The sequence below is a fragment of the Corynebacterium minutissimum genome, from assembly GCF_016889765.1.
In the GTDB taxonomy this organism is placed as follows: domain Bacteria; phylum Actinomycetota; class Actinomycetes; order Mycobacteriales; family Mycobacteriaceae; genus Corynebacterium; species Corynebacterium minutissimum_B.
In genome coordinates, this window is the sequence record NZ_CP069533.1 from 815,693 (window position 1) to 841,342 (window position 25,650).

The 25,650-nt window shown below is 58.4% G+C and carries 21 protein-coding genes, 2 tRNA genes and 2 rRNA genes; 7 read left to right on the forward strand and 18 right to left on the reverse strand.

What is annotated here, in order from left to right; all coding sequences use genetic code 11:
• Window positions 1-4 precede the first annotated feature (4 nt).
• From nrdE to I6J26_RS03805, 6 genes are all read right to left on the reverse strand, one after another.
• Entirely contained in the window at window positions 5-2,167 is a 2,163-nt protein-coding gene (gene nrdE / locus I6J26_RS03780; RefSeq protein WP_115024457.1) for a class 1b ribonucleoside-diphosphate reductase subunit alpha, read from the reverse strand.
• A gap of 74 nt (window positions 2,168-2,241) precedes the next feature.
• Window positions 2,242-2,667: a class Ib ribonucleoside-diphosphate reductase assembly flavoprotein NrdI gene (nrdI, locus tag I6J26_RS03785; protein ID WP_042532134.1), complete on the reverse strand. Its 426-nt coding sequence runs from the start codon at window positions 2,665-2,667 to the stop codon at window positions 2,242-2,244.
• A 9-nt stretch (window positions 2,668-2,676) separates the two neighbouring features.
• On the reverse strand, window positions 2,677-2,916 hold the full coding sequence (nrdH, locus tag I6J26_RS03790; protein WP_039676743.1) for a glutaredoxin-like protein NrdH: 240 nt from the start codon (window positions 2,914-2,916) through the stop codon (window positions 2,677-2,679).
• Window positions 2,917-3,276: 360 nt separating this feature from the next.
• On the reverse strand, window positions 3,277-4,161 hold the full coding sequence (locus tag I6J26_RS03795; RefSeq protein WP_070673011.1) for an esterase/lipase family protein: 885 nt from the start codon (window positions 4,159-4,161) through the stop codon (window positions 3,277-3,279).
• Window positions 4,162-4,315: 154 nt separating this feature from the next.
• The gene (ykgO, locus tag I6J26_RS03800; RefSeq protein WP_003847162.1) at window positions 4,316-4,438 is read right to left on the reverse strand and encodes a type B 50S ribosomal protein L36; all 123 of its coding nucleotides are present in this window, start codon (window positions 4,436-4,438) and stop codon (window positions 4,316-4,318) included.
• Window positions 4,439-4,562: 124 nt separating this feature from the next.
• Window positions 4,563-5,882, reverse strand: a complete 1,320-nt coding sequence (locus tag I6J26_RS03805) for a sugar porter family MFS transporter (protein WP_115023403.1) — start codon at window positions 5,880-5,882, stop codon at window positions 4,563-4,565.
• A gap of 27 nt (window positions 5,883-5,909) precedes the next feature.
• Between I6J26_RS03805 and nadE the strand changes: the two genes are divergently transcribed.
• Entirely contained in the window at window positions 5,910-6,728 is an 819-nt protein-coding gene (nadE, locus tag I6J26_RS03810; protein ID WP_115023406.1) for an ammonia-dependent NAD(+) synthetase, read from the forward strand.
• 48 nt (window positions 6,729-6,776) lie between these two features.
• A complete protein-coding gene (locus I6J26_RS03815; RefSeq protein ID WP_115023409.1) occupies window positions 6,777-7,886 on the forward strand; it encodes an HNH endonuclease signature motif containing protein in 1,110 nt (369 codons plus the stop codon).
• Window positions 7,887-7,961: 75 nt separating this feature from the next.
• On the opposite strand, the gene I6J26_RS03820 is transcribed toward I6J26_RS03815, so the two are convergent.
• From I6J26_RS03820 to pgm, 6 genes are all read right to left on the reverse strand, one after another.
• Window positions 7,962-8,684: a fructosamine kinase family protein gene (locus I6J26_RS03820; RefSeq protein WP_181815396.1), complete on the reverse strand. Its 723-nt coding sequence runs from the start codon at window positions 8,682-8,684 to the stop codon at window positions 7,962-7,964.
• Window positions 8,685-8,734: 50 nt separating this feature from the next.
• Window positions 8,735-8,807: transfer RNA gene (locus I6J26_RS03825), tRNA-Ala, on the reverse strand.
• A 22-nt stretch (window positions 8,808-8,829) separates the two neighbouring features.
• Window positions 8,830-8,902: transfer RNA gene (locus tag I6J26_RS03830), tRNA-Ala, on the reverse strand.
• 100 nt (window positions 8,903-9,002) lie between these two features.
• The gene (locus I6J26_RS03835) at window positions 9,003-9,758 is read right to left on the reverse strand and encodes a DsbA family protein (protein ID WP_070672991.1); all 756 of its coding nucleotides are present in this window, start codon (window positions 9,756-9,758) and stop codon (window positions 9,003-9,005) included.
• A gap of 57 nt (window positions 9,759-9,815) precedes the next feature.
• Window positions 9,816-10,283: a MauE/DoxX family redox-associated membrane protein gene (locus tag I6J26_RS03840; RefSeq protein WP_070672989.1), complete on the reverse strand. Its 468-nt coding sequence runs from the start codon at window positions 10,281-10,283 to the stop codon at window positions 9,816-9,818.
• Between the two features lie 149 nt (window positions 10,284-10,432).
• The gene (pgm, locus tag I6J26_RS03845; protein ID WP_115024459.1) at window positions 10,433-12,049 is read right to left on the reverse strand and encodes a phosphoglucomutase (alpha-D-glucose-1,6-bisphosphate-dependent); all 1,617 of its coding nucleotides are present in this window, start codon (window positions 12,047-12,049) and stop codon (window positions 10,433-10,435) included.
• Window positions 12,050-12,128: 79 nt separating this feature from the next.
• Here pgm and I6J26_RS03850 point away from each other — a divergent pair, with 79 nt between their 5' ends.
• Window positions 12,129-12,440: a fluoride efflux transporter family protein gene (locus tag I6J26_RS03850; protein WP_115023414.1), complete on the forward strand. Its 312-nt coding sequence runs from the start codon at window positions 12,129-12,131 to the stop codon at window positions 12,438-12,440.
• Window positions 12,437-12,799 (forward strand): FluC/FEX family fluoride channel, encoded by a 363-nt coding sequence (locus I6J26_RS03855; RefSeq protein WP_181815397.1) that lies wholly within the window; start codon window positions 12,437-12,439, stop codon window positions 12,797-12,799. Before I6J26_RS03850 ends, I6J26_RS03855 begins: the two co-directional genes overlap by 4 nt.
• Window positions 12,800-12,818: 19 nt before the next feature.
• Here the strand turns inward: I6J26_RS03855 and I6J26_RS03860 are convergent, their stop codons facing one another.
• The gene (locus I6J26_RS03860; protein WP_115023416.1) at window positions 12,819-15,365 is read right to left on the reverse strand and encodes an ABC transporter permease; all 2,547 of its coding nucleotides are present in this window, start codon (window positions 15,363-15,365) and stop codon (window positions 12,819-12,821) included.
• A gap of 3 nt (window positions 15,366-15,368) precedes the next feature.
• On the reverse strand, window positions 15,369-16,109 hold the full coding sequence (locus I6J26_RS03865; protein ID WP_115023419.1) for an ABC transporter ATP-binding protein: 741 nt from the start codon (window positions 16,107-16,109) through the stop codon (window positions 15,369-15,371).
• 93 nt (window positions 16,110-16,202) lie between these two features.
• Here I6J26_RS03865 and I6J26_RS03870 point away from each other — a divergent pair, with 93 nt between their 5' ends.
• Window positions 16,203-17,060: a phytoene/squalene synthase family protein gene (locus I6J26_RS03870; RefSeq protein WP_115023422.1), complete on the forward strand. Its 858-nt coding sequence runs from the start codon at window positions 16,203-16,205 to the stop codon at window positions 17,058-17,060.
• A gap of 3 nt (window positions 17,061-17,063) precedes the next feature.
• Window positions 17,064-18,578, forward strand: coding sequence for a phytoene desaturase family protein (gene crtI, locus I6J26_RS03875; protein WP_115023425.1), 1,515 nt, complete (start codon window positions 17,064-17,066; stop codon window positions 18,576-18,578).
• Here crtI and I6J26_RS03880 read toward each other — a convergent pair.
• Complete coding sequence (locus I6J26_RS03880) at window positions 18,575-19,309, reverse strand: DUF2262 domain-containing protein (RefSeq protein WP_239121828.1); 735 nt, start codon at window positions 19,307-19,309, stop codon at window positions 18,575-18,577. The two genes, crtI and I6J26_RS03880, sit on opposite strands and share 4 nt — an antisense overlap.
• A 245-nt stretch (window positions 19,310-19,554) precedes the next feature.
• Here I6J26_RS03880 and mgtE point away from each other — a divergent pair, with 245 nt between their 5' ends.
• On the forward strand, window positions 19,555-20,919 hold the full coding sequence (mgtE, locus tag I6J26_RS03885) for a magnesium transporter (RefSeq protein ID WP_115023430.1): 1,365 nt from the start codon (window positions 19,555-19,557) through the stop codon (window positions 20,917-20,919).
• Between the two features lie 44 nt (window positions 20,920-20,963).
• Here mgtE and I6J26_RS03890 read toward each other — a convergent pair whose 3' ends face one another.
• The 3 genes from I6J26_RS03890 to I6J26_RS03900 form a co-directional block, all read right to left on the reverse strand.
• Entirely contained in the window at window positions 20,964-21,791 is an 828-nt protein-coding gene (locus I6J26_RS03890) for a DUF6544 family protein (RefSeq protein ID WP_309473140.1), read from the reverse strand.
• Window positions 21,792-22,124: 333 nt separating this feature from the next.
• A 5S ribosomal RNA gene (rrf, locus tag I6J26_RS03895) occupies window positions 22,125-22,242 on the reverse strand.
• A gap of 129 nt (window positions 22,243-22,371) precedes the next feature.
• A 23S ribosomal RNA gene (locus tag I6J26_RS03900) occupies window positions 22,372-25,442 on the reverse strand.
• Window positions 25,443-25,650 lie beyond the last annotated feature (208 nt).

The following is a 25,650-nucleotide window of genomic DNA, read 5'->3' on the forward strand; positions in this document are numbered from 1 at the left end:
AGGTCTACAGCATGCAGGATACGCAGCCCTCAACCTCAGTTCCCTCCAACGCCATCTGGCGCAGGCGGATGTAGTAGAGGGTCTTAATGCCCTTACGCCAGGCATAAATCTGGGCGCGGTTGATGTCACGGGTGGTGGCGGTGTCCTTGAAGAACAAGGTCAGCGACAAACCCTGGTCCACGTACTTGGTGGCAACGGCGTAGGTGTCGATGATCTTCTCGTAACCGATCTCGTAGGAATCCTTGAAGTACTCAAGGTTGTCGTTATCCATGTGCGGCGCCGGGTAGTAGACGCGGCCAATCTTGCCTTCCTTACGGATTTCGATCTTGGAGGCAATCGGGTGGATAGACGAGGTCGAGTTGTTGATGTAGGAAATCGAACCAGTCGGCGGCACCGCCTGCAGGTTACGGTTGTAGATGCCGTGCTTGGCGACGTCCTCCTTCAACTGCGCCCACTCCTCCGCCGTCGGCGTGTGAATGGAGGAAGCCGCGAACAGCTCCTTGACGCGCTCGGTGCGGGGCACGAAATCAGCCGGGTCATAGCGGTCGAAGAATTCACCACTTGCATACTCGGACTGGGGGAACTCCGTGAAGTACTCGCCGCGCTCACGAGCCAGTTTGTTGGATGCTCGCAGTGCGGCGTACATGATGGCCGCGAAGTAAGCGTTGGTGAAGTCCAAGCCTTCCTCGGAGCCATACTCGATGTGCTCGCGACCGAGGTAGCCGTGCAGGTTCATCTGGCCCAAGCCGATGGCATGGGAATCATCGTTGCCCTTGCGCACCGACGGCACGGAGTTAATGGACGTCTTATCCGCCACTGCAGTCAGGCCACGGATGGCGGTTTCCACAGTCAGCGCGAAGTCAGGGGAATCCATGGTGGCCGCAATGTTGAGCGATCCCAGGTTGCAGGAGATGTCACTGCCCAAGGTCTTGTAGGTCAGGTCTTCATTGAGCTCGGAAGGAGCATTCACCTGCAGAATCTCAGAGCACAGGTTCGACATGTTGATACGGCCGGTCTTGACCGGGTTCGCGCGGTTTACGGTGTCCTCAAACATGATGTACGGGTAGCCGGACTCGAACTGCAGCTCTGCGATGGTCTGGAAGAAGTGACGGGCGTTGATCTTCTTCTTGCGGATCCGCGGATCCTCCACCATCTCTTCGTAGTGCTCAGTGACAGAGATATCTGCGAAAGGCTTGCCGTAGACGCGCTCGACGTCATACGGGCTAAATAGGTACATGTCATCGTTCTTGCGGGCCAGCTCGAAGGTGATGTCCGGAACGACGATTCCCAGCGACAAGGTCTTGATACGGATCTTTTCATCCGCGTTTTCACGCTTGGTATCAAGGAAGTTCATGATGTCTGGGTGGTGTGCGTTGAGGTACACCGCACCAGCGCCCTGGCGTGCGCCCAGCTGGTTGGCATAGGAGAAGGAATCCTCCAGAAGCTTCATCACCGGAATGACGCCGGACGACTGGTTTTCGATGTGCTTGATCGGTGCGCCCGATTCGCGGATGTTGGTCAGCAGCAGTGCTACGCCACCACCGCGCTTGGACAGCTGCAGTGCGGAGTTGATGGAGCGACCGATGGACTCCATGTTGTCTTCGATGCGCAGCAGGAAGCAGGATACGAGCTCGCCACGCTGGGCCTTGCCAGCATTGAGGAAGGTCGGGGTCGCCGGCTGGAAACGGCCGGTCATGATTTCATCCACGAGGTGCTCAGCCACCTCGGTATCGCCGTCTGCAAGGAAAAGTGCCGTCATGGACACGCGATCTTCGAAGCGCTCGAGGTAGCGGCGGCCGTCAAAGGTCTTCAGCGTGTAAGAGGTGTAGTACTTGTAGGCACCCAGGAAGGACTTGAAGCGGAACTTGTAGGAGTATGCACGCTTGAAGAGGGACTTAATGAAGTCGAAATCGTACTGCTCGAGCAGCTCCGGCTCGTAGTACTTGTTTTCCACCAGGTAGTGCATCTTTTCTTCCAGGTCATGGAAGTAGACGGTGTTCTGGTTGACGTGCTGGAGGAAGAATTGGTTCGCGGCCTCACGGTCCTTGTCGAACTGAATCTTGCCGTTCTCGTCATACAGATTGAGCAGTGCGTTCAGCGCGTGATAGTCCAGCTGCTCTTCAGGCTTCACAGGTTCGGCGACGGTCTTACCCAGTTGCGTGGTCACGACGTTCACGGGCCTTTCTTTGTTATGGCGAAATTGGAGAGACGAAAATCTACAGGGAATACATAGGAGAAGCCCTAGGCTGCAAGGCCTAAGGCTGCGGCGTTGGCCAGCAGGCCTTCGCGGCAAATTGTGACATCTTCCTCGGTACCAAGAAGTTCGAAACGGTACACATAAGGCACCTTACACTTGGCGGCGATGACATCGCCGGCCTTGCCAAAGTCGGTACCGAAATTGCTGTTTCCTCCGGCCACGACCGCACGGATAAAGCTGCGGTTGTGCTCGTTATTAAGGAAACGTATGACCTGCTTGGGTACAGGCCTCGTGTTCTGCTTGCTTATCGACGCCCCTCCCCCATACGTCGGACACACCAAGACGTAGGGTTCGTTGACGATAAGCGGCTCATCAGTCAGGCGCAGCGGGATGCGGACGCTAGGAAGGCCGAGCTTCTCAACGAAGCGGTGGGTATTTTCCGTGGCGGAAGAGAAATACACGACCAACATAACGAAATTTTATGCAGTTGCCGCCAAGGAGCTCAGGCTCTTGATGCGGTCAGGACGGAAGCCAGACCAGTGCTCGCCGTTGGCCTCGACGACCGGTGCCTGGACGTAGCCCAGAGCCATGACGTAGTCGCGAGCCTCGTCGTCCATGGAGATGTCCACCATGTCGTACTCAAGACCGGCGCGGTCGAGAGCCTTCTTGGTGGCGTTGCACTGAACGCAGGCGGGCTTGGTGTAGAGAGTGATGCTCATGTGACGGTTTCCTTTGACGCTGCACACGTAGTGACTAATGAATTCTGCTGAGTGACTTTTAGCTCTGGCTACGCGGTGTAGGGCCGCCGCCTGAGCAACATCAACGACACTATACTTTGTGCCGAAACCCCGCAACTGACACTACATGTAGTAGTTACAACGATGATATTCCCAGGACGTAAGCCCCCCAGCCCCCACATGTTGACCTTGCACACCCCACTTCATCACCAACGCCGTAACTACACGGGTGGTATTTCCCGCAAGTTAACCAAACGTTCACCAGTTTTGTGGCAAACACCACAAACGGGCGCGGCCCGCGCCGCGCCCGGTAAGTCTGATTCACGAAGCAGTCAGGAGACCTCAGCCCCTCGTACACGTTGACGGGTCCGGCCCCTGCCCCTCTTCGCGGGTCAAACCGAAAAGCACTTGGCTCATCACCGTGGTGTCTCGAGGCAAATCTGGATGTAGCGGCTCTGCCCCACACAGCTCACCGAGGTCGATATTAACCACGTCAGCGCCGCCCACAGCTTCCAGCACAGAGGTCGAGTTGGGCGTCACGGTGACATCAGCAGGCGAGTAAATCGAGGTATACAACGGGCCCGGCGCTGTATCCGGCAAGGCATTGAGATTCTCCATAAACTCAGACCCCACCACCTGCTGAATACCAGCGCTGCTTGCAAAGAAGCGCGCCAAGTTCGGCATGGCCGCAATCATCTTCGCCAACACCGTCCCCATACCGTCGAGCGTGGTGCCGTGGAAATTGCCGCCTAGTGCCACCGCATGGGAAACATGTTCCGGCGAGCCATACATCTGGGTGTAGGTCTTAATGTGCAACCCGCCCTGCGAGTGCCCCACGAGGTTCACCTTCTCGCTTCCGGTTACTTCCCGTACATAGTCAATCTGTTCTGCGACCTCACGCGCCGACTCGTCGAGGTCGGCGATCCCCTTCGTGCGTGCACTTGCGTTCTGCAGCGTCACATCATAAGCCCCGTAGTCAAACGCCCACACGCACATCCCTCGGTCTTGCAGAACTGGGATGAGTTCGTCCCACGTAGAAGCATTGTCAGATGTTCCATGTATGAGCACAACCGGCTCACGTACCTCACCGCTCGCTACGCAAGAGGGATCATTGATGCCCAGTGACGGGTCAGCCGTACTGACCAAATCAATGTCTACAGCGTGGGCCACCGGTGCCGAGAACCCAACGACGGCAGCACACATCGCCGCCGCGATACGCCTTTTCATACGCTATTTCTTCTTTCTATTGTCCGCTGGGGAATGTTCTAACCCCACCCGATAATTATATTCATCGGAGCTAATTTGGCGAGGCAGACGGGCATAAAAAAATTCCGCCTCCCCCAAATTAAGTGGAGGAGGCGGAATGAGAATCCCTCGATTCTTAGCCCTGGCGAGCCTTGAAGCGCGGATCCTTCTTGTTGATCACGAAGACCTTACCGTGGCGGCGAATAACCTGGGCGCCCGGCTTCTTCTTCAGCGACCGAAGCGACTTGCGAACCTTCATCGGGCGCTCCTTTCGTTATGCGCAAACTTCATGCGAGTGGTTAGTTCAAAGCATAGCCGGGCGAAGGGCCCAGCAATGACACGAGGAAAAATGTTACCGCACAAGCGCGTCATTACCAAAACACTCACGCTTGAGAGTATTTCGACCGCAATTCCTCGGAGACCTCACCCAGCGTCTTGCCCATCGTTTCCGGTACGAGCGCGCGCGTATAGCCCAGCGCTACCACGCCCAACACCGCAAAGACGCCAAACGCTAGTGAACCGCCAAGCCACTCCACCACCGGCAGGAAGAACTGCGCTACCACCCAGTTGCTCACCCACAGGGCCAAGCCCGCAATGCCCATTCCCAAACCGCGTACCTGCGCCGGCACGATCTCAGAAATAAGGAGCCACGTTGCCGGTGACACCGCCGCTTGTTGGCACGCGATGAACGCCGCCATGCAGGCCAACGACACCATAGCCAGCGGTGTCGAATCCTGCGCGAAGTGGTACACCACTGCAAGCACCACGAGCGATACTACGTTGCCACCCAGCCCAACCATGAGCAGGCGACGCCGCCCCACGCGGTCTACAACGCGCATACCGACCACGCAGGCAATAACCGACACCACGCCGATCACCATGGACGTGTACACCGAGCTTGTCGTCGACAAGCCCACCTGATTCATCATGGTCGGCGCGAAGTACACAATCGCATTAACGCCCGTAATCTGCTGCGTCAGCCCCATGAGCATGGCCAGCCCGACCGCCCAGCGCATCCACCTGTGCGCGGACAGTGCGGCCCATTCGCCTGTGCTTGGCGACGCCCCCTTCTCCTCCCCCGCCCCTACCCGTGCGCGCACAGCGGCCGCGTCATCATGACGGCCCTGCGAGGCCAGCCATACCGGCGTATCAGGCAAGAAGAACATTCCAATGGCCAGCGCGGCACCCGGCACCGCCGCGAGTCCCAGCATCCACTGCCAGCTGCCCGTTGAGGCAAGCGCGGAGTTCACCCCATAAGCCACTAGCTGACCTACCACAATCATGAGCGTGTTCAGTGACACCATCCGCCCACGCACCGCGGCCGGAGTGATTTCTGAGATGTACATCGGCGACACTATGGACACTGCGCCTACTGCTAGCCCCAAGACTGCGCGGGCCGTGGCAAGTTCCGTCGTCGAACCCGCCAATGCGCACCACACCGATCCCGCAAGGAAGATAAGGCCGCCGAGGATAAGCGCGCGACGTCGGCCCATCCTATCCGCAACACGCCCCGCAGCCAGCGCACCCACGGCAGCCCCGACGAGCAGCATTGAGGTCACCAACCCCTCCTGGTGTGCTGACATATCGAACTCTGAGCCCACAAAGAGCAGTGCGCCAGACATGACGCCGGTGTCATAGCCAAAGAGGAGACCCCCCAGCGCTGCCACGCCAGCGATGACCAACACGTAAGAATCTTTGTTCACGAGTGCATATTGTCGCAGGCGGCTACCATGGTCGTCATGTCACACGAATCCACAAACCTCCAGCAGGACATCATAAAAGCCCTGGGTACCAAGCCCTTGATCGATCCAGCGGAGGAGGTTGAGCGCCGCGTCACATTCCTCGCCGACTACCTTCGTACCACCGGCGCGAAAGGCTACGTCCTCGGCATTTCCGGCGGCCAGGATTCCACGCTAGCTGGCCGCTTGGCGCAGCTGGCCGTCGAACGCGTCGAGGGCGCGCATTTCTGGGCGCTTCGCCTCCCCCACGGCGTGCAGGCAGATGAGGAGGATGCCCAGGTAGCGCTCGACTTCATCCAGCCCGATTACCGCCTGACCATCAATATCGCTGAAGCCACAGCTGCCCTCAATAGCGCGGTTGCTACTGCTCTCGAGGCTTCCACACTCGGCGATTTCAACCGCGGCAACCTCAAGGCCCGCCTCCGCATGGCTGCCCAGTACGCGGTGGCCGGGGAGGTCGGCGCCCTGGTAATTGGTAGTGACCATGCCGCCGAAAACGTCACTGCATTCTTCACCAAGTGGGGAGACGGCGCCGCCGATCTCATCCCGTTAGCCGGCCTCAACAAGCGCCAGGGCGCCCAGCTTCTTGAGCACCTCGGTGCACCTGAATCCACGTGGACAAAGATCCCTACTGCGGACCTTGAGGATGATCGCCCGCTGCTTTCGGACGAAGAAGCCCTCGGCGTCACCTATACCCACATTGATGATTACCTCGAAGGCAAGGCCGTGCCTGCCGACGCCCAGGAACGCATCGAAACCCTCTGGCGCCAAGGCGCCCACAAGCGTGTCATGCCTCCCGGCCCTCAATAGCCGCCTTGCGGTTGCGGGGTTGGTGGGCCTGTTTTAGTCTCTGTGGTCATGGGGGTATTAGAAACCTACTTCCACTACCGCAACTCGGGGATCGCGCTAGTGGAACAAGCATCCAGCTCACCCGACGAGCTTCGCGCGCTCGGCGCCGACCCAGCCGATGCCACAGAACTCGCCCACCTTCACCGCACCTACTTCGGGCACACTCGCTTCACCGGCAAACAACGCAAAGCACGCGCCGCCGCGGTCGCACAACAACATAGCCTTAGCATTCTCACCCTGATCGAGTCCTACACCGCACGCGTGAAAAAAGACCTCGATGCCTGGAACCTCCGCATCAAGCTTGCCGGCACCCCCGCCCACAAAATCCGCCAGGTTGCCACCAAGCGCTTAAAGGAGCTTCGTGCCAAACGTGTAGCTAAACCCGGAGTCCGCTTCACCTACCGCTCCAAGGGACCTAACTCCATCACCATCACCGACGCCCCGACCGTCATCGCCGATATCCGCGGAACCCTAGAATCCGTTAATAAAACAAACCTGCTTGATGCCGCCCGCACCGTCATTGTCACCGGCGGTATTGGCACCAAACCCGCCGTACATGCCCAAGTCGTTGTCACCCTCAACGAACTCGACCAAATCATCAACGGGGATGGGGAGGAAATCGAACTTAACCTCACCAACGGCGCACGCATGACCGGCGCAGACTTTTTGGCCTACAAGTTTGCCGAGATTGGCTACGCCACCATCATCCACCCCCTTGAAGGCCCGGTGAACTCCTACCGGATTAAGCGGCATGCCAGCTGGAAACAACGCATCAGCCTGGCAGCTGAATTCCAAACCTGCTCTAGGCCCGGCTGCAACAAACCCGCTGATTACTGCGAAGTCCACCACCTCATCCCCTGGCAAGCAGGAGGTTTCACCAACCTCAAAAACCTCACCTTCCTATGCGCCTACCACAACAGCATTAACGACGATGACCCCAAACGCCCCACCGGCAGGGGCTACATGTTCCGGCTGAACACCGGGGTGAGCTACATCCCGCCCTGGGGTGTGCCAATTACCGCCATGCCCGAATACCAAGAAGCCACAACCAGACTCGCTTCTGAGAAAGCAGCACGACAAACAACAGGCCAACCACCCGACCCACCGGGTGCGAGCTGAAGCTTCGCACCCACGCCGAGACGCCGAAACCCGCCAACCACACCACGGTCAGCGGGCACATCGGCGATCCCACACCTAGCTGAGGAGCTCAATCGTGGCTTGTGCCGCCCTGCCTAAAGGTCCGTAATAGGCAGGCCCATGCGTCGTAGCGTGAACCGCCAAGGGGTGCAGCTGGTGCATCGGCACCCACTTTTCGTATTCTGCCGGCACCCCATAACCGCGCAGAATCTCCTCATAATACGGCGTGCCAAAAAGCTCCAGCATGGCTAGGTCTGTCCACGGGTGCCCGCCATGCGCAGCTGGGTCAATCATGACTGCCGAGTCCGCAGTAAAGAGCACGTTGCCCGCCCACAAATCACCATGGATCCGCGCAGGCGCCACATCCCAGGACGCTGATTGAAAGGCATCGGTGGCGCGCTGGGTGACGTCGCGAAGCTCCTGCGGCAGCGTCACCACAAAGGGAAGTACGCGCTGCTGCGCGTAAAACTCTCCCCAACTCGAGCATGGTTCACAGGGCTGCTCCACGCGCCCAATGAAGTTCGCACCTTCCCATCCCTCGGGCGGAGCACCGAAGGCCGAAGCACCTGACTCATGTACCTCGCGAAGCGCCGCACCGAAGGTACGCGCTGCCTGTGCGCTCGGACGCGCCTGCGCTACGCGACGCGTACTAATCGTCGAATCCGTCAGCCCCGCGACCTCAACCACGACGTCCTTACGTGCGGCTGCTAACCAGCGCAGGCCCGCGGCCTCCGCGCCGGCTTGGTCAGGTCGCGCTACTGACTTGGTATAAACATCCATGCACCCCAGCATAGGAAAAGGCCGCCTCCCTTCACGGAGACGGCCAGCGGTGGAGCTAACGGGATTCGAACCCGTGACCCCCACACTGCCAGTGTGGTGCGCTACCAACTGCGCCATAGCCCCAAGGCGGTATTGAATTTTAAAGTGGAGCTAACGGGATTCGAACCCGTGACCCCCACACTGCCAGTGTGGTGCGCTACCAACTGCGCCATAGCCCCTCATACGAGGTACAACCTTCACGGTTGCAACTCGTAACAATATATCGCGCCCCAATTCGCGAACCAAATCGCGAGATGGGGCGCGTTATTTACTCAATCGCTACTTATCCAGGACGAGGTCAACCCATTCCATGATGGACGTGTTCTCATCCTCCGGGATGTCCTTGCCATCCTTGATGATGCGCGGCGAGGACACGCTGCCAGTTTCGGACTCCAGCTTCTCGTAGTTGGCGGCAACGAGCTCGTTGCCTTCGCCCACCTTGGCTTCCTTGATGGCCATGACGGTGTCCTTGTCAGCGCCCAAGGACTTCGCGGCGTCAGCGAAATCAGCCAAATCCCACTTGTTGTAGACCTTGGACTGGTTCTCCATCAGGTACTTACGCAAGTTCCAGTACAGCTTGGCATCACCAGACTTGGCCACCTGTTCCATTGCAGCAGCAGCCTTGGAGGAGTGACCCTTGTTGGTCTTGATGCTCTCAAGGCCGTTCTGGCTTCCGTCCAAGAAGTTCAGGGAGCGAACGTGGACGATGAGCTTGCCCTCGTCGATGGCGTCCTTCATCTGCCCGTCAGTTTCCTTGGCCAAGTCACCACAGTGGGGGCAAGAGTAGTCTTCGTAGAGCTCAACCTCGACAGCGTCCTTCCCAGCCTCAGCGGACTTGAGGGTCACTGCGTTGTCTGCCAGAGACATTTCCATGGTGACGTCTTCTGCAGCGTAGTCCCCCAACGCATCGGTTTGGGCGCTGCGACCTTGGTAGACGATGTAGCCGATAACCACGGCCACGATGACCAGAAGAACAGCGAGGCCCCAGAGGAATCCACTATTACCCTTGGAGTTGGGGTCTTTAACTGTGCTCATTGAACAACCTTGCCTTCATGACATTTCTTCGAACAGATGGAAGCCTACACACCGTAGTTAAGGGTGCAGTGCAAACTTGGTAAACGGACGCTTGATCGTCCACACCATTAAGACAGAATAGAAGACATCACGCAGTAGTGTCATCATGTAGTTCATCACTTGGGCATCCTTGTCCGGGTTGGCCTCGAAGCAACCACAATCAATTCCGAGTCCACGCAGCCATGCTTGCGCAATGCCGATCATGAACAGAATCAGCACTACCTGCCCTACCCACGCCGATTGACGCAAGAAAAGCCCCAGGAGCAGCAGCAATCCGCCGCACACCTCCAATGGACCGATGAGGTAGGACAAGTAGTGCGACCACTCGGGCGTGAAAATCTCATAAGCTTTAATACTCTGCGATACCGCGAGCTGGTCAGAGAACTTCGACAGCCCAGCCTTGATCCAGATGTAGGCCATGTAGAACCGCGCGAATGCACTGATGATGTCGAGCACCAAGGCGGTGCTCACCTTCTTTTTTGCCACGCATCAACCTTAGCAAACCCACTACCAGTATCTTTAATACCTTTAGAGGAAAAGACGGGGTGCAGCCGCAGAGAACCCGAAGGTGGCGATCCGGAGCTTACTTCACGTCCGCACCGGGGGTACCACGCATCAGCAGCGCGGGAGCGCGACTAGGAACCGAGAACCTCAGCGACCAGCGCTTGAGCTTCCGACTGCACCTGCTTGAGGTGCTCCTCACCACGGAAGCTCTCAGCGTAAATCTTGTACTTGTCCTCGGTGCCGGACGGACGCGCGGCAAACCAGGCGTTCTCCGTGGTGACCTTGAGGCCGCCAATGGCGGCACCGTTGCCAGGGGCTTCGGTGACCTTGGACACGATGGCTTCACCCGCCAGCTCCGTTGCGGTGACCTGCTCCGGAGAGAGCTTCTTCAAAATCGCCTTCTGCTCACGGTTGGCCGGGGCATCGGTACGCGCATAAGCCGGCGCACCGTATTCCTCCGCCAGCTCCGCATAGCGCTGGGACGGGGTCTTGCCGGTCACTGCCAGGATCTCCGCCGCCAGCAGATCCAGGATGATGCCGTCCTTGTCCGTCGACCACACCGTTCCGTCGAAGCGCAAGAAGGAGGCACCGGCGGATTCCTCGCCACCGAAGCCCAGTGAGCCGTCGACAAGCCCCGGCACAAACCACTTGAAGCCCACCGGGACCTCCACGAGTTCACGGTTCAGGCTGGCTACCACGCGGTCGATCATGGAGGAGGACACCAAGGTCTTGCCCACCCCGGCGTTACCCCACTCCGGGCGGTGGCTAAACAGGTACTCGATAGCCACGGCCAAGTAGTGGTTCGGGTTCATCAAGCCCGCATCCGGGGTAACAATGCCGTGGCGGTCAGCGTCGGCATCATTACCGGTAGCCAGGTCATACTTCGCGCGGTTCTCAACCAACGAAGCCATAGCGTCCGGCGAGGAGCAGTCCATGCGGATCTTGCCATCAGTATCCAGCGTCATGAAACGGAAGGTGCCATCCACCTCCGGGTTCACCACGGTCATGTTGAGCCCGTAGTGCTCAGCGATGGCCTCCCAGTAGTCCACCGAGGCACCACCCATGGGGTCCGCACCGATGCGTACGCCGGCATCCTTAATCGCCTGCATATCCACCACGTTGGCCAGGTCCGCGACATAGGTGTCCACATAATTGTGTTTCACACAGCGCTCATCGAGAACACCGTCGACCGGCACGCGCTTCACGCCCTCAAGCCCGGCGCGCAGGTAGTCATTAGCCTTCGCCGCAATCCAATCGGTGGCCTCCGTATCCGCTGGGCCGCCGGTGGGCGGGTTGTACTTGAAACCACCATCGCGCGGCGGGTTGTGAGACGGGGTAATAACAATGCCATCGGTGCCTGGGTTGGTCAGGATGGCGTGGGAGACAGCTGGCGTTGGGGTGTAGCGACCCCGATCATCCACGCGAACCTCCAGCTCATTCGCAAGGAGGACCTCGAGGGCAGAGACCATGGCGGGCTCGGACAAAGCGTGAGTATCGCGGCCGATAAAGATGGCACCGCTCGTGCCCTGCGTGGCGCGGTAGTCCACGATGGCCTGGGTGATAGCCAGGATGTGGGCCTCGTTAAACGCGGTATCCAAAGCGGAACCGCGGTGACCGGACGTGCCAAAGGCAACCTGCTGGTCAGGATTGTCAGCATCGGGGGTTCGGGTGTAGTAGGCGGTGACCAGTTCCGCGATGTCGATGAGATCGGAAGGCTGGGCTGGGTGGCCAGCGCGCTCGTGTGCCATGAGGTCCTCCTTGAGACGTGGATGTACCTTTAGCTTGCCTGCTTCGCGGAGGTTTCGCATCCCAATTAGGATGGTCGCCATGCCACAGACCATTCTTGTGGGCTGCGGGGCGGCGCTCGGGGCGCTGACTCGTTTCGTCCTCTCCACTCTCCTCGGCGGCAGCGCGCTGCCGCTGCTCCTCATCAACATCGTGGGCAGCGCTGTCATGGGGTATGCCAAGCCACCGGCCTTCTGGGGTACGGGCTTTCTCGGCGGCTTCACCAGTTTCGCCACGTTTGCTTATTTCACCTCTGGCTTCGGCCCAGCACAGGCAGGCGCCTACGTCCTGGCCACCGTGGTGGGGTGTACAGGGGCGTACCTGCTTGGCGACGTCTCCCGGAGGCCCGCATGATCATCATCTCCGCCCTCGCCGTGCTTGTTGGCGGGTTTGTGGGAGGCTGCGCACGTTTCACATTTACCCGCATTTTGCCTTCCCCCACCTGCACATTCGCGGCAAATATCACCGGCGCGGCGCTCGCCGGCGTGGCCTATGGTTACGCCACACATACACAAGCCCCTGAGTATTTCCTCCCGCTCCTGGCCGCAGGATTAGCGGGCGGCTTATCAACCTGGTCCACGATGGCCAAAGAACTCGGAGAAATGTTAAAGGCCAAGCGCTGGTGGCGCTTGGCGCGTTATCTCTTCTGGACTATAGGCATCGGCATCGTGGTGGCCTGGCGCGGAGCCTGGGTCGGCTCCCTGCTTGCCTGAGTTTTCCTAGGCCAGCAGGCTAGTCGGCGATGGCGTCGAGCGGCGGAGTCTTCGCCGCGCGCTGTGCCGGCCAGATGGCGGCAAATACACCCACAATGCCGGAGCCAACCAGCATGATGATGAGCATTAGCCAGGGCACGGTAAGGGAATCGAGGCCGTCATCAGCAAGCACGGAGATGAATGCCCAGCCCAATCCGAGGCCGAGGATCATGCCCATGATGGCGCCGAACAAGGCAATCTGGACCGACTCCACCGTGATCATCGTGCGGATCTGGCGGCGCTGAGTACCCACGGCGCGCAGCATGCCGATCTCCTGGCGGCGCTCAATGACGCCCAACGTCAATGTGTTCACGATACCCAGGATGGCGATAATGACCGCCAGCGCCAACAGCGCATAAAGGATGGTGAGCATCTGGTCAATCATGCCGGCTGCCTCGCCAGCGTATTCGGCACCGGTGCGCACCTGCACCACAACGAGATCCTTGACGGATTCCTCCAGGTTGGCTCGCAGCTCCTCCGTGTCGACGCCCTCTGCCGCGTTGACGGCGACCATCATGATGTCAAGGCTTGACGGATCGACAACTTCGGTTGCCGCGGACTCGGACAGCGCCAGACGCGGCAGCATCTGGAAAGGCTCATAGGTACCAATGAGGGTGACCTCGGAGGTATGGGTTGGATCTGGGCCGGCGAGCTCGTAGGTCTGGCCGACCTGCCAGCCCTGTTCCTCCGCCAACGACGTATCCGCGATGAAGCCCTTCTCATCGCCCAGCTTGAGGGAACCTTCCGCGACGGTGAGGTTGAGGATGTCGTCAGCGTTGCCGCCAATTACCTGGCTAATAGCCACCTGCGGGCCATAGTTCATCGAGGCCTGGCCATCCACCATGATAGGTGCGGAACTCAATGCCACGACCTGGCCCGCGCCTTCAGCATTCCGGGCGAGATCAGCGGTCTCATTCGGCGTGGGGAAATTGCCTGTCGTTGGCCCGGCAAGCAAGAAGTCAGCGCGAACATCCTCGTCGATGGCATCAGATACCGAAGCCTTCATCGTCGCGCCCAGCATGCCGATGGCGGTCACCAAAGCAACGCCGAGCATCAAGGCAAAGGCAGTGGCGGCGGTGCGACGCGGGTTGCGCGCGGAGTTCGTGGCGGCCAGCTTGCCCACCGCGCCGAAGGGCGCGCCCACAACGCGACCAATCGAGGGCACGATCGGCAGCGAGATCGCAGGTCCAGCGAGGAAGAAACCAACGATGAGGTTCAGAGCACCGAGGCCGACGAGGGAGGCGCGGATGCCTGTGGAGACGTCGAGAAGCACGCCCAACACCGCAAAGATAATGCCGGCAATGAGCAGCAGCGCGCCCAGAACCGTACGCACGAGCAAGGAGGAACCCGCAGCGGACTCGGTCGTGCGCATAGCTTCAACGGGTTTAACGGCACCCGCGCGACGCGCCGGCGCCCATGCCGAAAATACGGTGACGACCGTTCCCAGGATGATCGGCACGACAACGGCGCTTACGCTCAGGCCCACACCGCCGCCCATCGGCATGTCCTGCGCGGAGAAGACCGCCTTGATGGCCGCGACGAGGCCCACGCCGGCCACCACGCCCACTGCGGAGCCCACGAGGCCCACGATGATGGCTTCGGTGACGACAGAACGCGTGATCTGGCCGCGGGAAGCACCGAGAGCGCGAAGCAACGCGAACTCCTTGGTGCGCTGGGCGACGATCATGGAAAACGTATTCGCGATGATGAACGTACCCACGAGCAGCGCAATGAGGCCGAAGGCGATGAGGAAGTAATTGACAAACTTCAACGCGGAGGAAATCTGGTCGGAGATTTCCTGGGCCAGTTCTTCGCCGGCCTCGGCGTCGACGTCGAAGGTCTCATTGAGGTGATCCACGAGCTCTTCCGCGCTGACCCCGTCAGCTGCGGCGACCTTGAGCTGGGATGAGTCGCCGTAGCGTTCGGTGAATCCCGCGTGGTCCATCAGCAGGGTCAGGCTCGCGCCTTGGTCCACGGCAGGCTTGACGACGCCCACCACTTTCACCTCATCGCGCTGGTCCGGGTGGACCACGACGAGAGTATCGCCCACGTGGATGCCGAACTTCTCGGCGGCGGAGTCATTGATGAGAACTTCAGTGGTGCCGTGGGGATCGGAGCCGTCGATAAGCTCAGCGGGTTCGCCGACCGACTGATCAGCCGGATAGTAGGGCTCAACGCTGGCGGTGCCGCCGCCGGTCTGGAAGGCCTCGGCCTTGTCGTTAGCCGCTACGACGGTCTGGCTGCTTTGAATGTTGACCGCACGCACGTCGGGATCGTTGGCGATGTCGTCCCGCATCTTCTGATCAAGTGCGGGGCCGTCTTCCTTCTGGCTTACCGCTGCGTCCACGCCAGTGAAGGCAGTGTCAACGGCCGAGTCAAAAGTATTCGACAGCGCGTTGGTGAACATGAAGGAACCGGAAATGAACGCGGTACCCAGCACCACGGCTAGGAGCGTGAGGGCAAGGCGCAGTTTGTGCGCGAGAATATTGCGCACGGATACCCTGCGCATGGTGTTCTTCGTGGCCATGCTTTAGCCCTCGATTTCTGCCATCACAGCGTGGATGGACTCCATGGTTGGGTTGTGCAGCTCGTTGACGAGGCGACCATCGGCAAGGAAGACCACGCGGTCAGCGTAGGACGCTGCTTTAGCGTCGTGGGTCACGATGACGACGGTCTGCTCATCCTGGTCCACAGCGGTGCGCAAAATATCGAGCACCTCGGCGGAGGAGTTGGAATCCAGGTTGCCCGTCGGCTCATCACCGAAAATGATCTCGGGGCGCGAGACCAGCGCGCGGGCACAGGCCACACGCTGCTGCTGACCACCAGAGAGCTCTGCTGGGCGGTGGCTCAAACGCTGGGCCAGGCCCAGGCGCGTGGTGATTTCATCGAACCATGCCTGATCCACCTTCTTGCCCGCGATATCAGTGGGCAGGGTGATGTTCTCCGCCGCGGTGAGCGTCGGCACGAGGTTGAAGGACTGGAAGATGAAACCCAGACGGTCACGGCGCAAGGCGGTGACGTCCTTATCGCTGAGTTGGGACATGTCAGTATCACCGATAAAGGCAGAGCCGGAAGTAGCGGAGTCTAGGCCCGCCATGGTGTGCATGAGCGTGGACTTGCCAGAACCAGAAGGGCCCATGATGGCAGTGAAGGCGTTGCGCGCAAACTCAACGTTGACGTGGTCCAACGCGGTGACTGCGGTATCTCCCTGGCCGTATTGCTTGAACAGGTCGACGGCGCGGGCCGCAGCAGTCATCGTTGGGGTGGTCATGGACGTGTTCTCCTTATAGATGGGGAAAGTAACGTCACTACCCTATCTTGCCGTGGGTTAAATGTGTGACGCGTGTGGTCTAAAATATGGGATATGTGCGGATCTCTTTTGGCTTTGGAACGCTATGACCGCAGCGCCGAAGCTGCCGCGGCGCAGGTGATGAGGCACTATTCCACCAGCTTCTCCCTCGCTACTAGGTTGCTTAATCCGCAGGTGAGAGTAGACATCCGCAATCTTTATGCCATGGTGCGCACTGCAGATGAAATCGTCGATGCGGGGCTCGACCCCCAGGTTGCCGCCCCGCTTCTCGACGCCTACGAGGCCACCGTCCGCGCCGCACCTTCCCAGCGTTTTCACACCGACCCGGTAGTACACGCTTATGCGCTCTCGGCACGCCGCTGCGGCTTTAGGGATGAACACGTGGCACAGTTCTTTTCCTCGATGCGCTCCGACCTGACACGCACTGTCCACACCGCAGAGTCTTTTAAGACTTACGTTCGAGGCTCTGCCGAAGTCATTGGGCTGCTGTGTCTGGATGCTTTTTATGCCGGTGCGCCTCGGCCCGACGGCGTCGAGGAAGGCGCTGTGCGCCTGGGTGCGGCATTTCAGAAGATTAATTTTTTGCGGGATTTGCACGAGGATTCCAGCGAGCTGGGCCGTGCTTACTTTCCCACGCTGCGGGAACCGGACAAGCTCGATGAGGAGACGAAGGCCGCAATCGTTGCGGACATCCGCGAGGACCTAGCTCATGCGCGCACCGCCACGGGACTGCTTCCCCTGAGCTCGCGAGTAGGGGTAGCCGCAGCGACGGCCCTTTTTACGGAGCTCACGGATCTCCTCGAGTCCACTCCTGCGCACGACATCATGTCTACGCGCGTCAGCGTTCCAGCAGCGCGGAAAGCTGTCCTTGTTAGCCGCGCCGCAGCACTCGCGGTAAGGAATAAAGGTTAAAACATGACCAAACATGTCGTTGTCATCGGCGCTGGTATTGCAGGTCTAGCCACCGCGGCCTTGCTGTTGAAGGAAGGTATGCGTGTCACGGTCGTCGACAAGCAGCGCGGCGTCGGTGGACGTGCGGGAAGCCTGAACGTGGATGGCTTCCGCTTCGATACCGGCCCTTCGTGGTACCTCATGCCGGAGGCCTTCGATGAGTTTTTCCGCGCCTGCGGCACCAGTACGGAGCGCGAACTGGACCTGGTTGACCTCTCCCCGGCGTACCGCGTCTACAACGAGGACGGCGAGTTTCTTGACGTGGAAACAGGCGTAGACGAGGTAGCCCGTCTCTTTGACTCCCTTGAGCCGGGCGCTGGCGCCAAGGTGCGCGCTTATCTCGCGCGAGCTTCCGAAGTGTATGCCGTTGCCTTGCGCAACTTTCTCTACACCACGTTCTCCCGCCCCACGCAGCTTCTCAGCAAAGATGTGCTCACGCGCCTGGGCACGCTCGCGATGCTGTTGACGCGCTCGCTCGATGGTCTGGTGGCAGCGAGATTTCAGGATTACCGGCTGCGACAGATTCTGACCTACCCGGCGGTGTTCCTTTCCACGGAGCCGAAGGCGGCACCAGCGCTGTATTCCTTAATGAGCCATACCGACTTGGTGGAGGGCGTGCGCTATCCGCAGGGTGGGTTCGCTGCCGTTGTCGACGCCATCGCGCGGCAGGCAGCCGACGCCACCTTCGAGCTAGGCACAGCGGTGGTAGCGATCAACCATGCGCACGGGCGCGCGACAGGCGTCACGCTGGACGACGGCCGCACAATCCCCGCCGACGCCGTTGTCTCCGCCGCGGACCTACGCCACACGGAAACTGCTCTGCTTCCAATTGCCGCGCGGACCTACCCCGAGCGCTACTTCACGCGCCGAGATCCTGGGTTGGGCACGGTGCTAGTTTTCCTCGGTGTGCGGGGAGCTTTGCCAGAGCTTGCACACCACACACTGCTGTTCAGCAAGGACTGGACGCCGGATTTTCGGGCGGTCTATCACGGTCCGGAGGCCTCTCGGCCGCTGGGCGCTTCCGAGTCGATCTACGTGTCGAAGACATCTGCCACCGACCCCACCGTCGCGCCGGAGGGCTACGAGAACCTGTTCATGCTCATCCCAGTGCCAGCTGAGGAATCCTTTGGCCGCGGCGATGCCTACGGCGCCCCGGAATCTCCCCGGGTAGGCGCCATTGCCCGCGCGGCTGTGGCGCAGCTCGGGGCTTGGACGGGGGTTGAGGATATCGAGGAGAGGGTCGTCGTCAAGCGCTCGCTCGGCCCCTCTGACTTTGCCGAACAGTACAATTCTTGGTCCGGCGGCGCCGTGGGTCCTGCGCACACGCTGAGGCAGTCAGCATTTTTCCGGGGGCGCAACGTCTCGCGCAAGCTCTCTAACCTTTATTACGCCGGCGGCACGACCGTGCCTGGGGTAGGTGTTCCCATGTGCCTCATTTCCGCGCAGAACGTGCTGACACGAATGCGCGAGCAGCGCTAGGCGTCCAGCTCGCATCCTGCGGGCGTTCCATTTCGCTTGGTCGTCACCGTAACGGGGTGCCCGCCGAAGAGGTAGCCATCATCGAACTCAACAATGATGTGCCCACGTTGTGGAACGACGACTGCAACCGGTGTCAATGCAGCGTAGATGTCCTCAACGCTCAACTCCGACACGGGGGTGTCTGCGTCCTCTGCCTGCGCGACTTCGGTGCGCCAACTGTTTGCTGCGGGAAGGGCTTTCTTCGCGGCGAAGCAACGCGCCGTGTCGAGGAAATCGGCACTGACGACCTTATTAATGACTTTCAACTGGGATCTGAACTTCTTCTTTGACTCTGCAAAGAGGAGCTCCTCCTCTTCGTACACGATGCTGATATCCACTCCGAGGTCCTCGGCCCGCCCGTCGAACATGCCCATCGCACGGTCGAGCACCAACGGCCCATGGTCGGAGTTCAGGACGACCGGAGCCGCGAGCTTGGCCACCAAGGCGTCCATAGCGGGATCGTCGATAGCGGGAAGAATCTCCCAAATGTCGACATAATGCTGCTGGCTTCTCTCATGGAAATGGCGTGCTCCCCGCGCTCGGTACACGGTGAAGGGCTCAAGGGCGGCGAGCTCTCGCGGATCCCAGATGGTTTTTCCTCCGGAGGTCTGGAATAGCTGCGGGTAGCGCACGTCGATATCGCCAGTAATCAGTTCTCCGTCAGGCAAGAAGCGGAGGGCGAGACCCCTCATGCTCATCAGCTGAATATGCGTCCTATCTTCAGAGTAGGGCGACTCACTTTCTGACCTCTGCGGCACCGTGGAGGCGATGAATAAGAACTCCGTCGCCTCATTGTTTAGGGTTGTCTGAAGAATCTCGTCCTCGGGGAAATCACGGTAGAGCGACAACATGGGACCAACGTTACCGCAGGCCGACTCGCACGGTGCGTATGGCGTAATCTGAGGGGGTTGGACGTCGAGAAGAAGGGCGCTGGACCATGGCAGATACAACCGAGAAAGCCAGTGATGTCGTTGAGGCGTGGCTGAAGCAGGAAGACGCTATCGACCCTAAGAAAGCGCCAAAGTTGCAGAAGCTTCTCGACGAAGTACCTCGCCAGGAACTTATTGCCATCGTAGAGCGCCAGAATGCGCTGCGCGCGGCACTGGCCCTGCGCTTACTCCCGCGTGAGAAGTCCATCGCTGTCTTCGATGCACTGGATGCCAAACACCAGGCGGACATCATTGATGAGCTGGGCAACGCCGATGTCTACGAGTTCTTCGATAAACTTGAACCGGAAGACCGCGTGGCACTCTTGGATGAGCTCCCGGCAGAGATTGCCGACCGTCTCCTGCGTTCGCTGACCCAAACCCAACGCGATGTCACTGGGGTGATTCTGGGTTATCCCAAGCGGTCAGTAGGCCGACGCATGTCCCCTGAGGTTCCCGATATTCACCCCGATATGAGCGTCGACGAGGCATTGGACACGCTACGAGCGCAATCGGATGAACTAGAGACCATTTACACGGTGCCGGTAACACGCCCCGACCGCCGGTTGGTGGGAGTAGTGAGCCTGCGGGAAATTTTCACGGCGGAATCCGGGGTGCAGATCGCTTCCATCATGCAGGAACCTCTCTTTGCTTATGCCAGCGCCGATGCTGAGGAAACCGTCCGATGGTTCCTACCGTTGGATATGCTGGCGCTTCCCATTGTGGATGATTCGCACCGTCTGGTGGGTCTGCTGACCTTCGATGACGCCACTGACATCGTCGAGGAAGCCGACAGCGAGGACTCAGCACGTGCTGGTGGTACGGAAGCGCTGCAGCAGCCCTACTTGTCCACTCCCCTTCTCAAGCTCGTGCGTTCCCGCATTGTCTGGCTGCTTGTTTTGGCAGTGTCCGCACTGCTCACGGTCCAAGTACTCGATTCCTTTGAGGACACGCTCTCTAAGGCAGTTGTCCTGTCCTTGTTTATCCCGCTGCTGACCGGAACCGGTGGAAACACTGGCAATCAAGCAGCGACCACGGTCACCCGTGCCTTAGCCCTCGGTGATGTTCGCACGCGGGACATTCTTTCTGTGCTGTGGAGTGAGCTACGCGTCGGAATGCTTTTGGGTGCGGTGCTTGGGCTGGCGGGGCTCGGTCTTGCCACGGTGGTGTACGGCGCTGATATCGGCATTGTTATCGGATCAACGCTGTTTTTAATTTGCTCCATCTCTGCGACTGTTAGTGGGCTCATGCCCATCGTGGCCAAGACTATTGGGGCCGATCCGGCGGTATTTTCCAATCCGTTTATTTCGACCTTCTGCGACGCCACGGGCCTGATTATCTATTTCCTCATCGCTAAGACCGTATTGGGAATCTAAGCCTGCCTTATGCTTGGTCGTGATGTCTACTGCGCCATGACGACTTAGCCGAATGTCGCCCTGCTAATAGCACCATCAAAGTAGACGAGATCCTGCTCAGGGTAGTTCCACACTGCTTGGAACGTGCGCGGCAAACGAATGCCGTGGGCATCGGGTAGGTAGTCGGCACACCTCGCTGTCCAATCCACTTGGGTCATCGTGCCGTCTTCACCAGCGACTGCCCTATCGTGCGTCCTAAACTCCACCATTTCATAGGCTTCGTTGAAGGTGAACACGCCACTTACCGTGATGCCCTCGTAAGTAAAGGTCGCTTCGACTTCGCGTTCAGAAAGCTCGGTGAACTCGATGTCGTTTCGCAACAGGCTCTGTGGAATAAACAGCGACTCCGCGAGATACGTCACGAGTGCTGCTTTATCCATCTCAGGACCGCGTTCATCAAACAGCGTAACTGCCTTGCCGATGACGCCTTTCATCCCGCCCTTACCGTCAGCGAAATAGTCATATCCCTGAAAAGGTACCCCCGCCACTGCACTTTCTACCAAGGCCAGCCTGCGCGGCTCGGCAGCGAAGTTGTACTGATCGTAATCGATTTTCAGCTTTCGCCCATCCTTGCCTTGGCGGAAGTCAACGTCCTCAAACTCTAGATGGACCCACGAATACTTTGGCGTACCGATATAACCATTGCGCTGAATGTTGTTTTGGATCGCGGCTGGGAACGCGGCGAAATCTTCCTCAACAAACACATCAGCAGAATCTGTATAAGCTGCTGCTTGGGCCCATTCCACGTCCCGCGAAAACTCAGACCTCAGCGGTGAATACGGGACAGCGAACCACACTGCTACTGCCCCGACAAATGCGGCGATTATAACCACTACAGTCAAGGCAACAGTTTGAGAACGACGTATCCGCATCGCACGCTCCTGGTTAGACGAAAGGGCCTTCCATAACTAAGACTAAAGCGGCGGGAAAGGAAACAACGTGGGATCGACGAAAGTGAGATGGGCATAACCTGATTCCTGCCTCATGGGGGTGGCATTCTTTCTATGTGTCCAGATGTGGAAGTCCAGACCTGCTGGTGGTGGTGTGCCGGGGCTGTTGGGTGTGGTTGTGGGTGTGGGGTGGAAAACTGTGAAGAGACCCTTTGAAAGCGGTGGTGCTTTCAAAGGGTCTCTTCTGTGTTTATTGAGTTGTTTGTTGTTGTTTGGTGTCGGCGGTTTCTTACTCTCCCACAACCTCCCGGTTGCAGTACCATCAGCGTTAGCAGGCTTAGCTTCCGGGTTCGGAATGGGTCCGGGCGTTTCCCTGCTGCTATAGGCCACCGACAAACACTCGAGGCATTGTTTGTGCCTGGTTGCTGGTGTTGTGTCAGATACTGTGTAGTGGACGCGAGCAACAGTGACGTGATTTTTTGTCTTGGTGTTTGTTTGTTCTCCAATACCCTGGTTGGGTTTGGTGTGTTTGTTTTGGTCTATTAGTACCAGTAGCCTTCACACCTTGCGGTGCTTCCAGGTCTGGCCTATCAACCCCATCGTCTGTAGGGGACCTCAAATGAAACCTCATCTTAAAACAGGCTTCCCGCTTAGATGCTTTCAGCGGTTATCCCTTCCGTACGTAGCCAACCAGCGATGCTCCTGGCGGAACAACTGGCACACTAGAGGTACGTCCGTCCCGGTCCTCTCGTACTAGGGACAGCCTTCTTCAAGTTTCAACGCGCGCGGCGGATAGAGACCGAACTGTCTCACGACGTTCTGAACCCAGCTCGCGTGCCGCTTTAATGGGCGAACAGCCCAACCCTTGGGACCTACTCCAGCCCCAGGATGCGACGAGCCGACATCGAGGTGCCAAACCATCCCGTCGATATGGACTCTTGGGGAAGATCAGCCTGTTATCCCCGGGGTACCTTTTATCCGTTGAGCGACACCACATCCACAAGTAGGTGCCGGATCACTAGTCCCGACTTTCGTCCCTGTTCGACATGTCTGTCTCACAGTCAAGCTCCCTTGTGCACTTACACTCGATACCTGATTGCCAACCAGGCTGAGGGAACCTTTGGGCGCCTCCGTTACATTTTGGGAGGCAACCGCCCCAGTTAAACTACCCACCAGGCACTGTCCCCAACCCAGATCATGGGCCAAGGTTAGATATCCAATCCGATCAGAGTGGTATTTCAACAACGACTCCACACACACTGGCGTGCACGCTTCAAAGTCTCCCACCTATCCTACACAAACCGAACCGAACACCAATACCAAGCTATAGTGAAGGTCCCGGGGTCTTTTCGTCCTGCCGCGCGTAACGAGCATCTTTACTCGTAGTGCAATTTCACCGGGCCTGTGGTTGAGACAGCAGAGAAGTCGTTACGCCATTCGTGCAGGTCGGAACTTACCCGACAAGGAATTTCGCTACCTTAGGATGGTTATAGTTACCACCGCCGTTTACTGGGGCTTAAATTCTCAGCTTCGCAGCCAAAAGACTACTAACCGGTCCTCTTAACCTTCCAGCACCGGGCAGGCGTCAGTCCATATACATCAACTTCACGTCTTCGCATGGACCTGTGTTTTTGATAAACAGTCGCTTCCCTCTATTCTCTGCGACCCCACAACCCACCACCAACGCAAAGGTTGGTTTAAGTCGTGTGGTCCCCCTTCTTCCGAAGTTACGGGGGCATTTTGCCGAGTTCCTTAACCACAGTTCACCCGAACGCCTTAGTATTTTCAACCTGACCACCTGTGTCGGTTTAGGGTACGGGCCATACATCCACATCGCTAGAGGCTTTTCTCGACAGTACTAGATCACCAACTTCACCCAATCGGGCTACGCATCACGCCTCAGGTTAACGGTATGCGGATTTGCCTACACACCACCTCACACGCTTACACCAACAATCCACTAAGCGGCATGGCTACTACACTGTGTCACCCCATTGCTTGAACCACACTTCAGGCCCCACGACATCAACAACCAACGTGTTCAAAGAACACGCCAATTATCTCCGCGGTGGTTAGTATCAGTGCTTTATCATGGGCGCGGACATACGGGTACCAGAATATCAACTGGTTGTCCATCGACTACGCCTGTCGGCCTCGCCTTAGGTCCCGACTCACCCTGGGAAGACGAACTTGACCCAGGAACCCTTAGTCATCCGGCGGGAAGGATTCTCACCTTCCAATTCGTTACTCATGCCTGCATTCTCACTCGCACACACTCCACGCCTCCTTACGGTAACGCTTCCACACATGCACGACGCTCCCCTACCCAATACAAAAGTATTGCCGCGGCTTCGGCGGTGTGCTTGAGCCCCACTACATTGTCGGCGCAGGACCACTCGACCAGTGAGCTATTACGCACTCTTTCAAGGATGGCTGCTTCTAAGCCAACCTCCTGGCTGTCTTCGCGATCCCACATCCTTTTCCACTTAGCACACCCTTAGGGGCCTTAACCGGCGATCTGGGCTGTTTCCCTCTCGACTATGAAGCTTATCCCCCACAGTCTCACTGCCGCACAACACAATTGATGGCATTCGGAGTTTGGCTGACATTGCTAAGATTGTAGTCCCGCTCAACCAACCAGTAGCTCTACCTCCACCAAGCTAATGCGACGCTGCACCTAAATGCATTTCGGGGAGAACCAGCTATCACGGAGTTTGATTGGCCTTTCACCCCTACCCACAGCTCATCCCCGCAGTTTTCAACCTACGTGGGTTCGCGCCTCCACAACCTCTTACAATTGCTTCACACTGGCCATGGGTAGATCACCCCGCTTCGGGTCCAGGACATGCCACTGACAACACCCCATTAGGATTCGGTTTCCCTACGGCTACCCCACACGGGTTAACCTCGCGACATGCCGCTGACTCGCAGGCTCATTCTTCAAAAGGCACGCCATCACACACAAACGGTGCTCTGACGGATTGTAAGCACATGGTTTCAGGAACTATTTCACTCCCCTCCCGGGGTACTTTTCACCATTCCCTCACGGTACTAAATACACTATCGGTCACACTAAGTATTTAGGCTTACCGGGTGGTCCCGGCAGATTCACAGCAGATTCCACGAGCCCGCTGCTACTCGGGCAACCCAACAACCTATGCATTGAAGCCTTCAACTACGGGACTATCACCCTCTTTGGCGGGCGTTTCCACACCACTTCACCTAACAACAACACACAAGCAAACCAGTGGTAGCTGGTCAACATCAGGGCCCACAACACCGCACACACAACCCCTACCAAGTATCACATGCACACGGTTTAGCCTCATCCACGTTCGTTCGCCACTACTAGCAGAATCATTATTATTTTCTCCTCCTACGGGTACTGAGATGTTTCACTTCCCCGCGTAAACCCCCACAACAGCTATGAATTCACTGAAGGGTAACACCCCATAACAGGTGCCAGGTTTCCCCATTCGGACATCCTCGGATCAACGCTTTATTGACAACTCCCCGAGGCTTAACGCAGCCTTACACGTCCTTCATCGGCTCAGCATGCCAAGGCATCCACCATGCGCCCTCAATAACGAACACACAACCAACACACAAAAGCCACCACAAAAGCAGCAACCAAAGCATGCCGGCGTGAACTACACAAAACACAAAAGAACAGAAATCACACAAACCACACACCCACCACCAACAACCAACCAAAAGGCCAGTCGACAAGATGGTGATCACAGCATGCGGTTTAATGCTCGCGTCCACTATACAGTTCTCACACAACACCCCACACCAACAA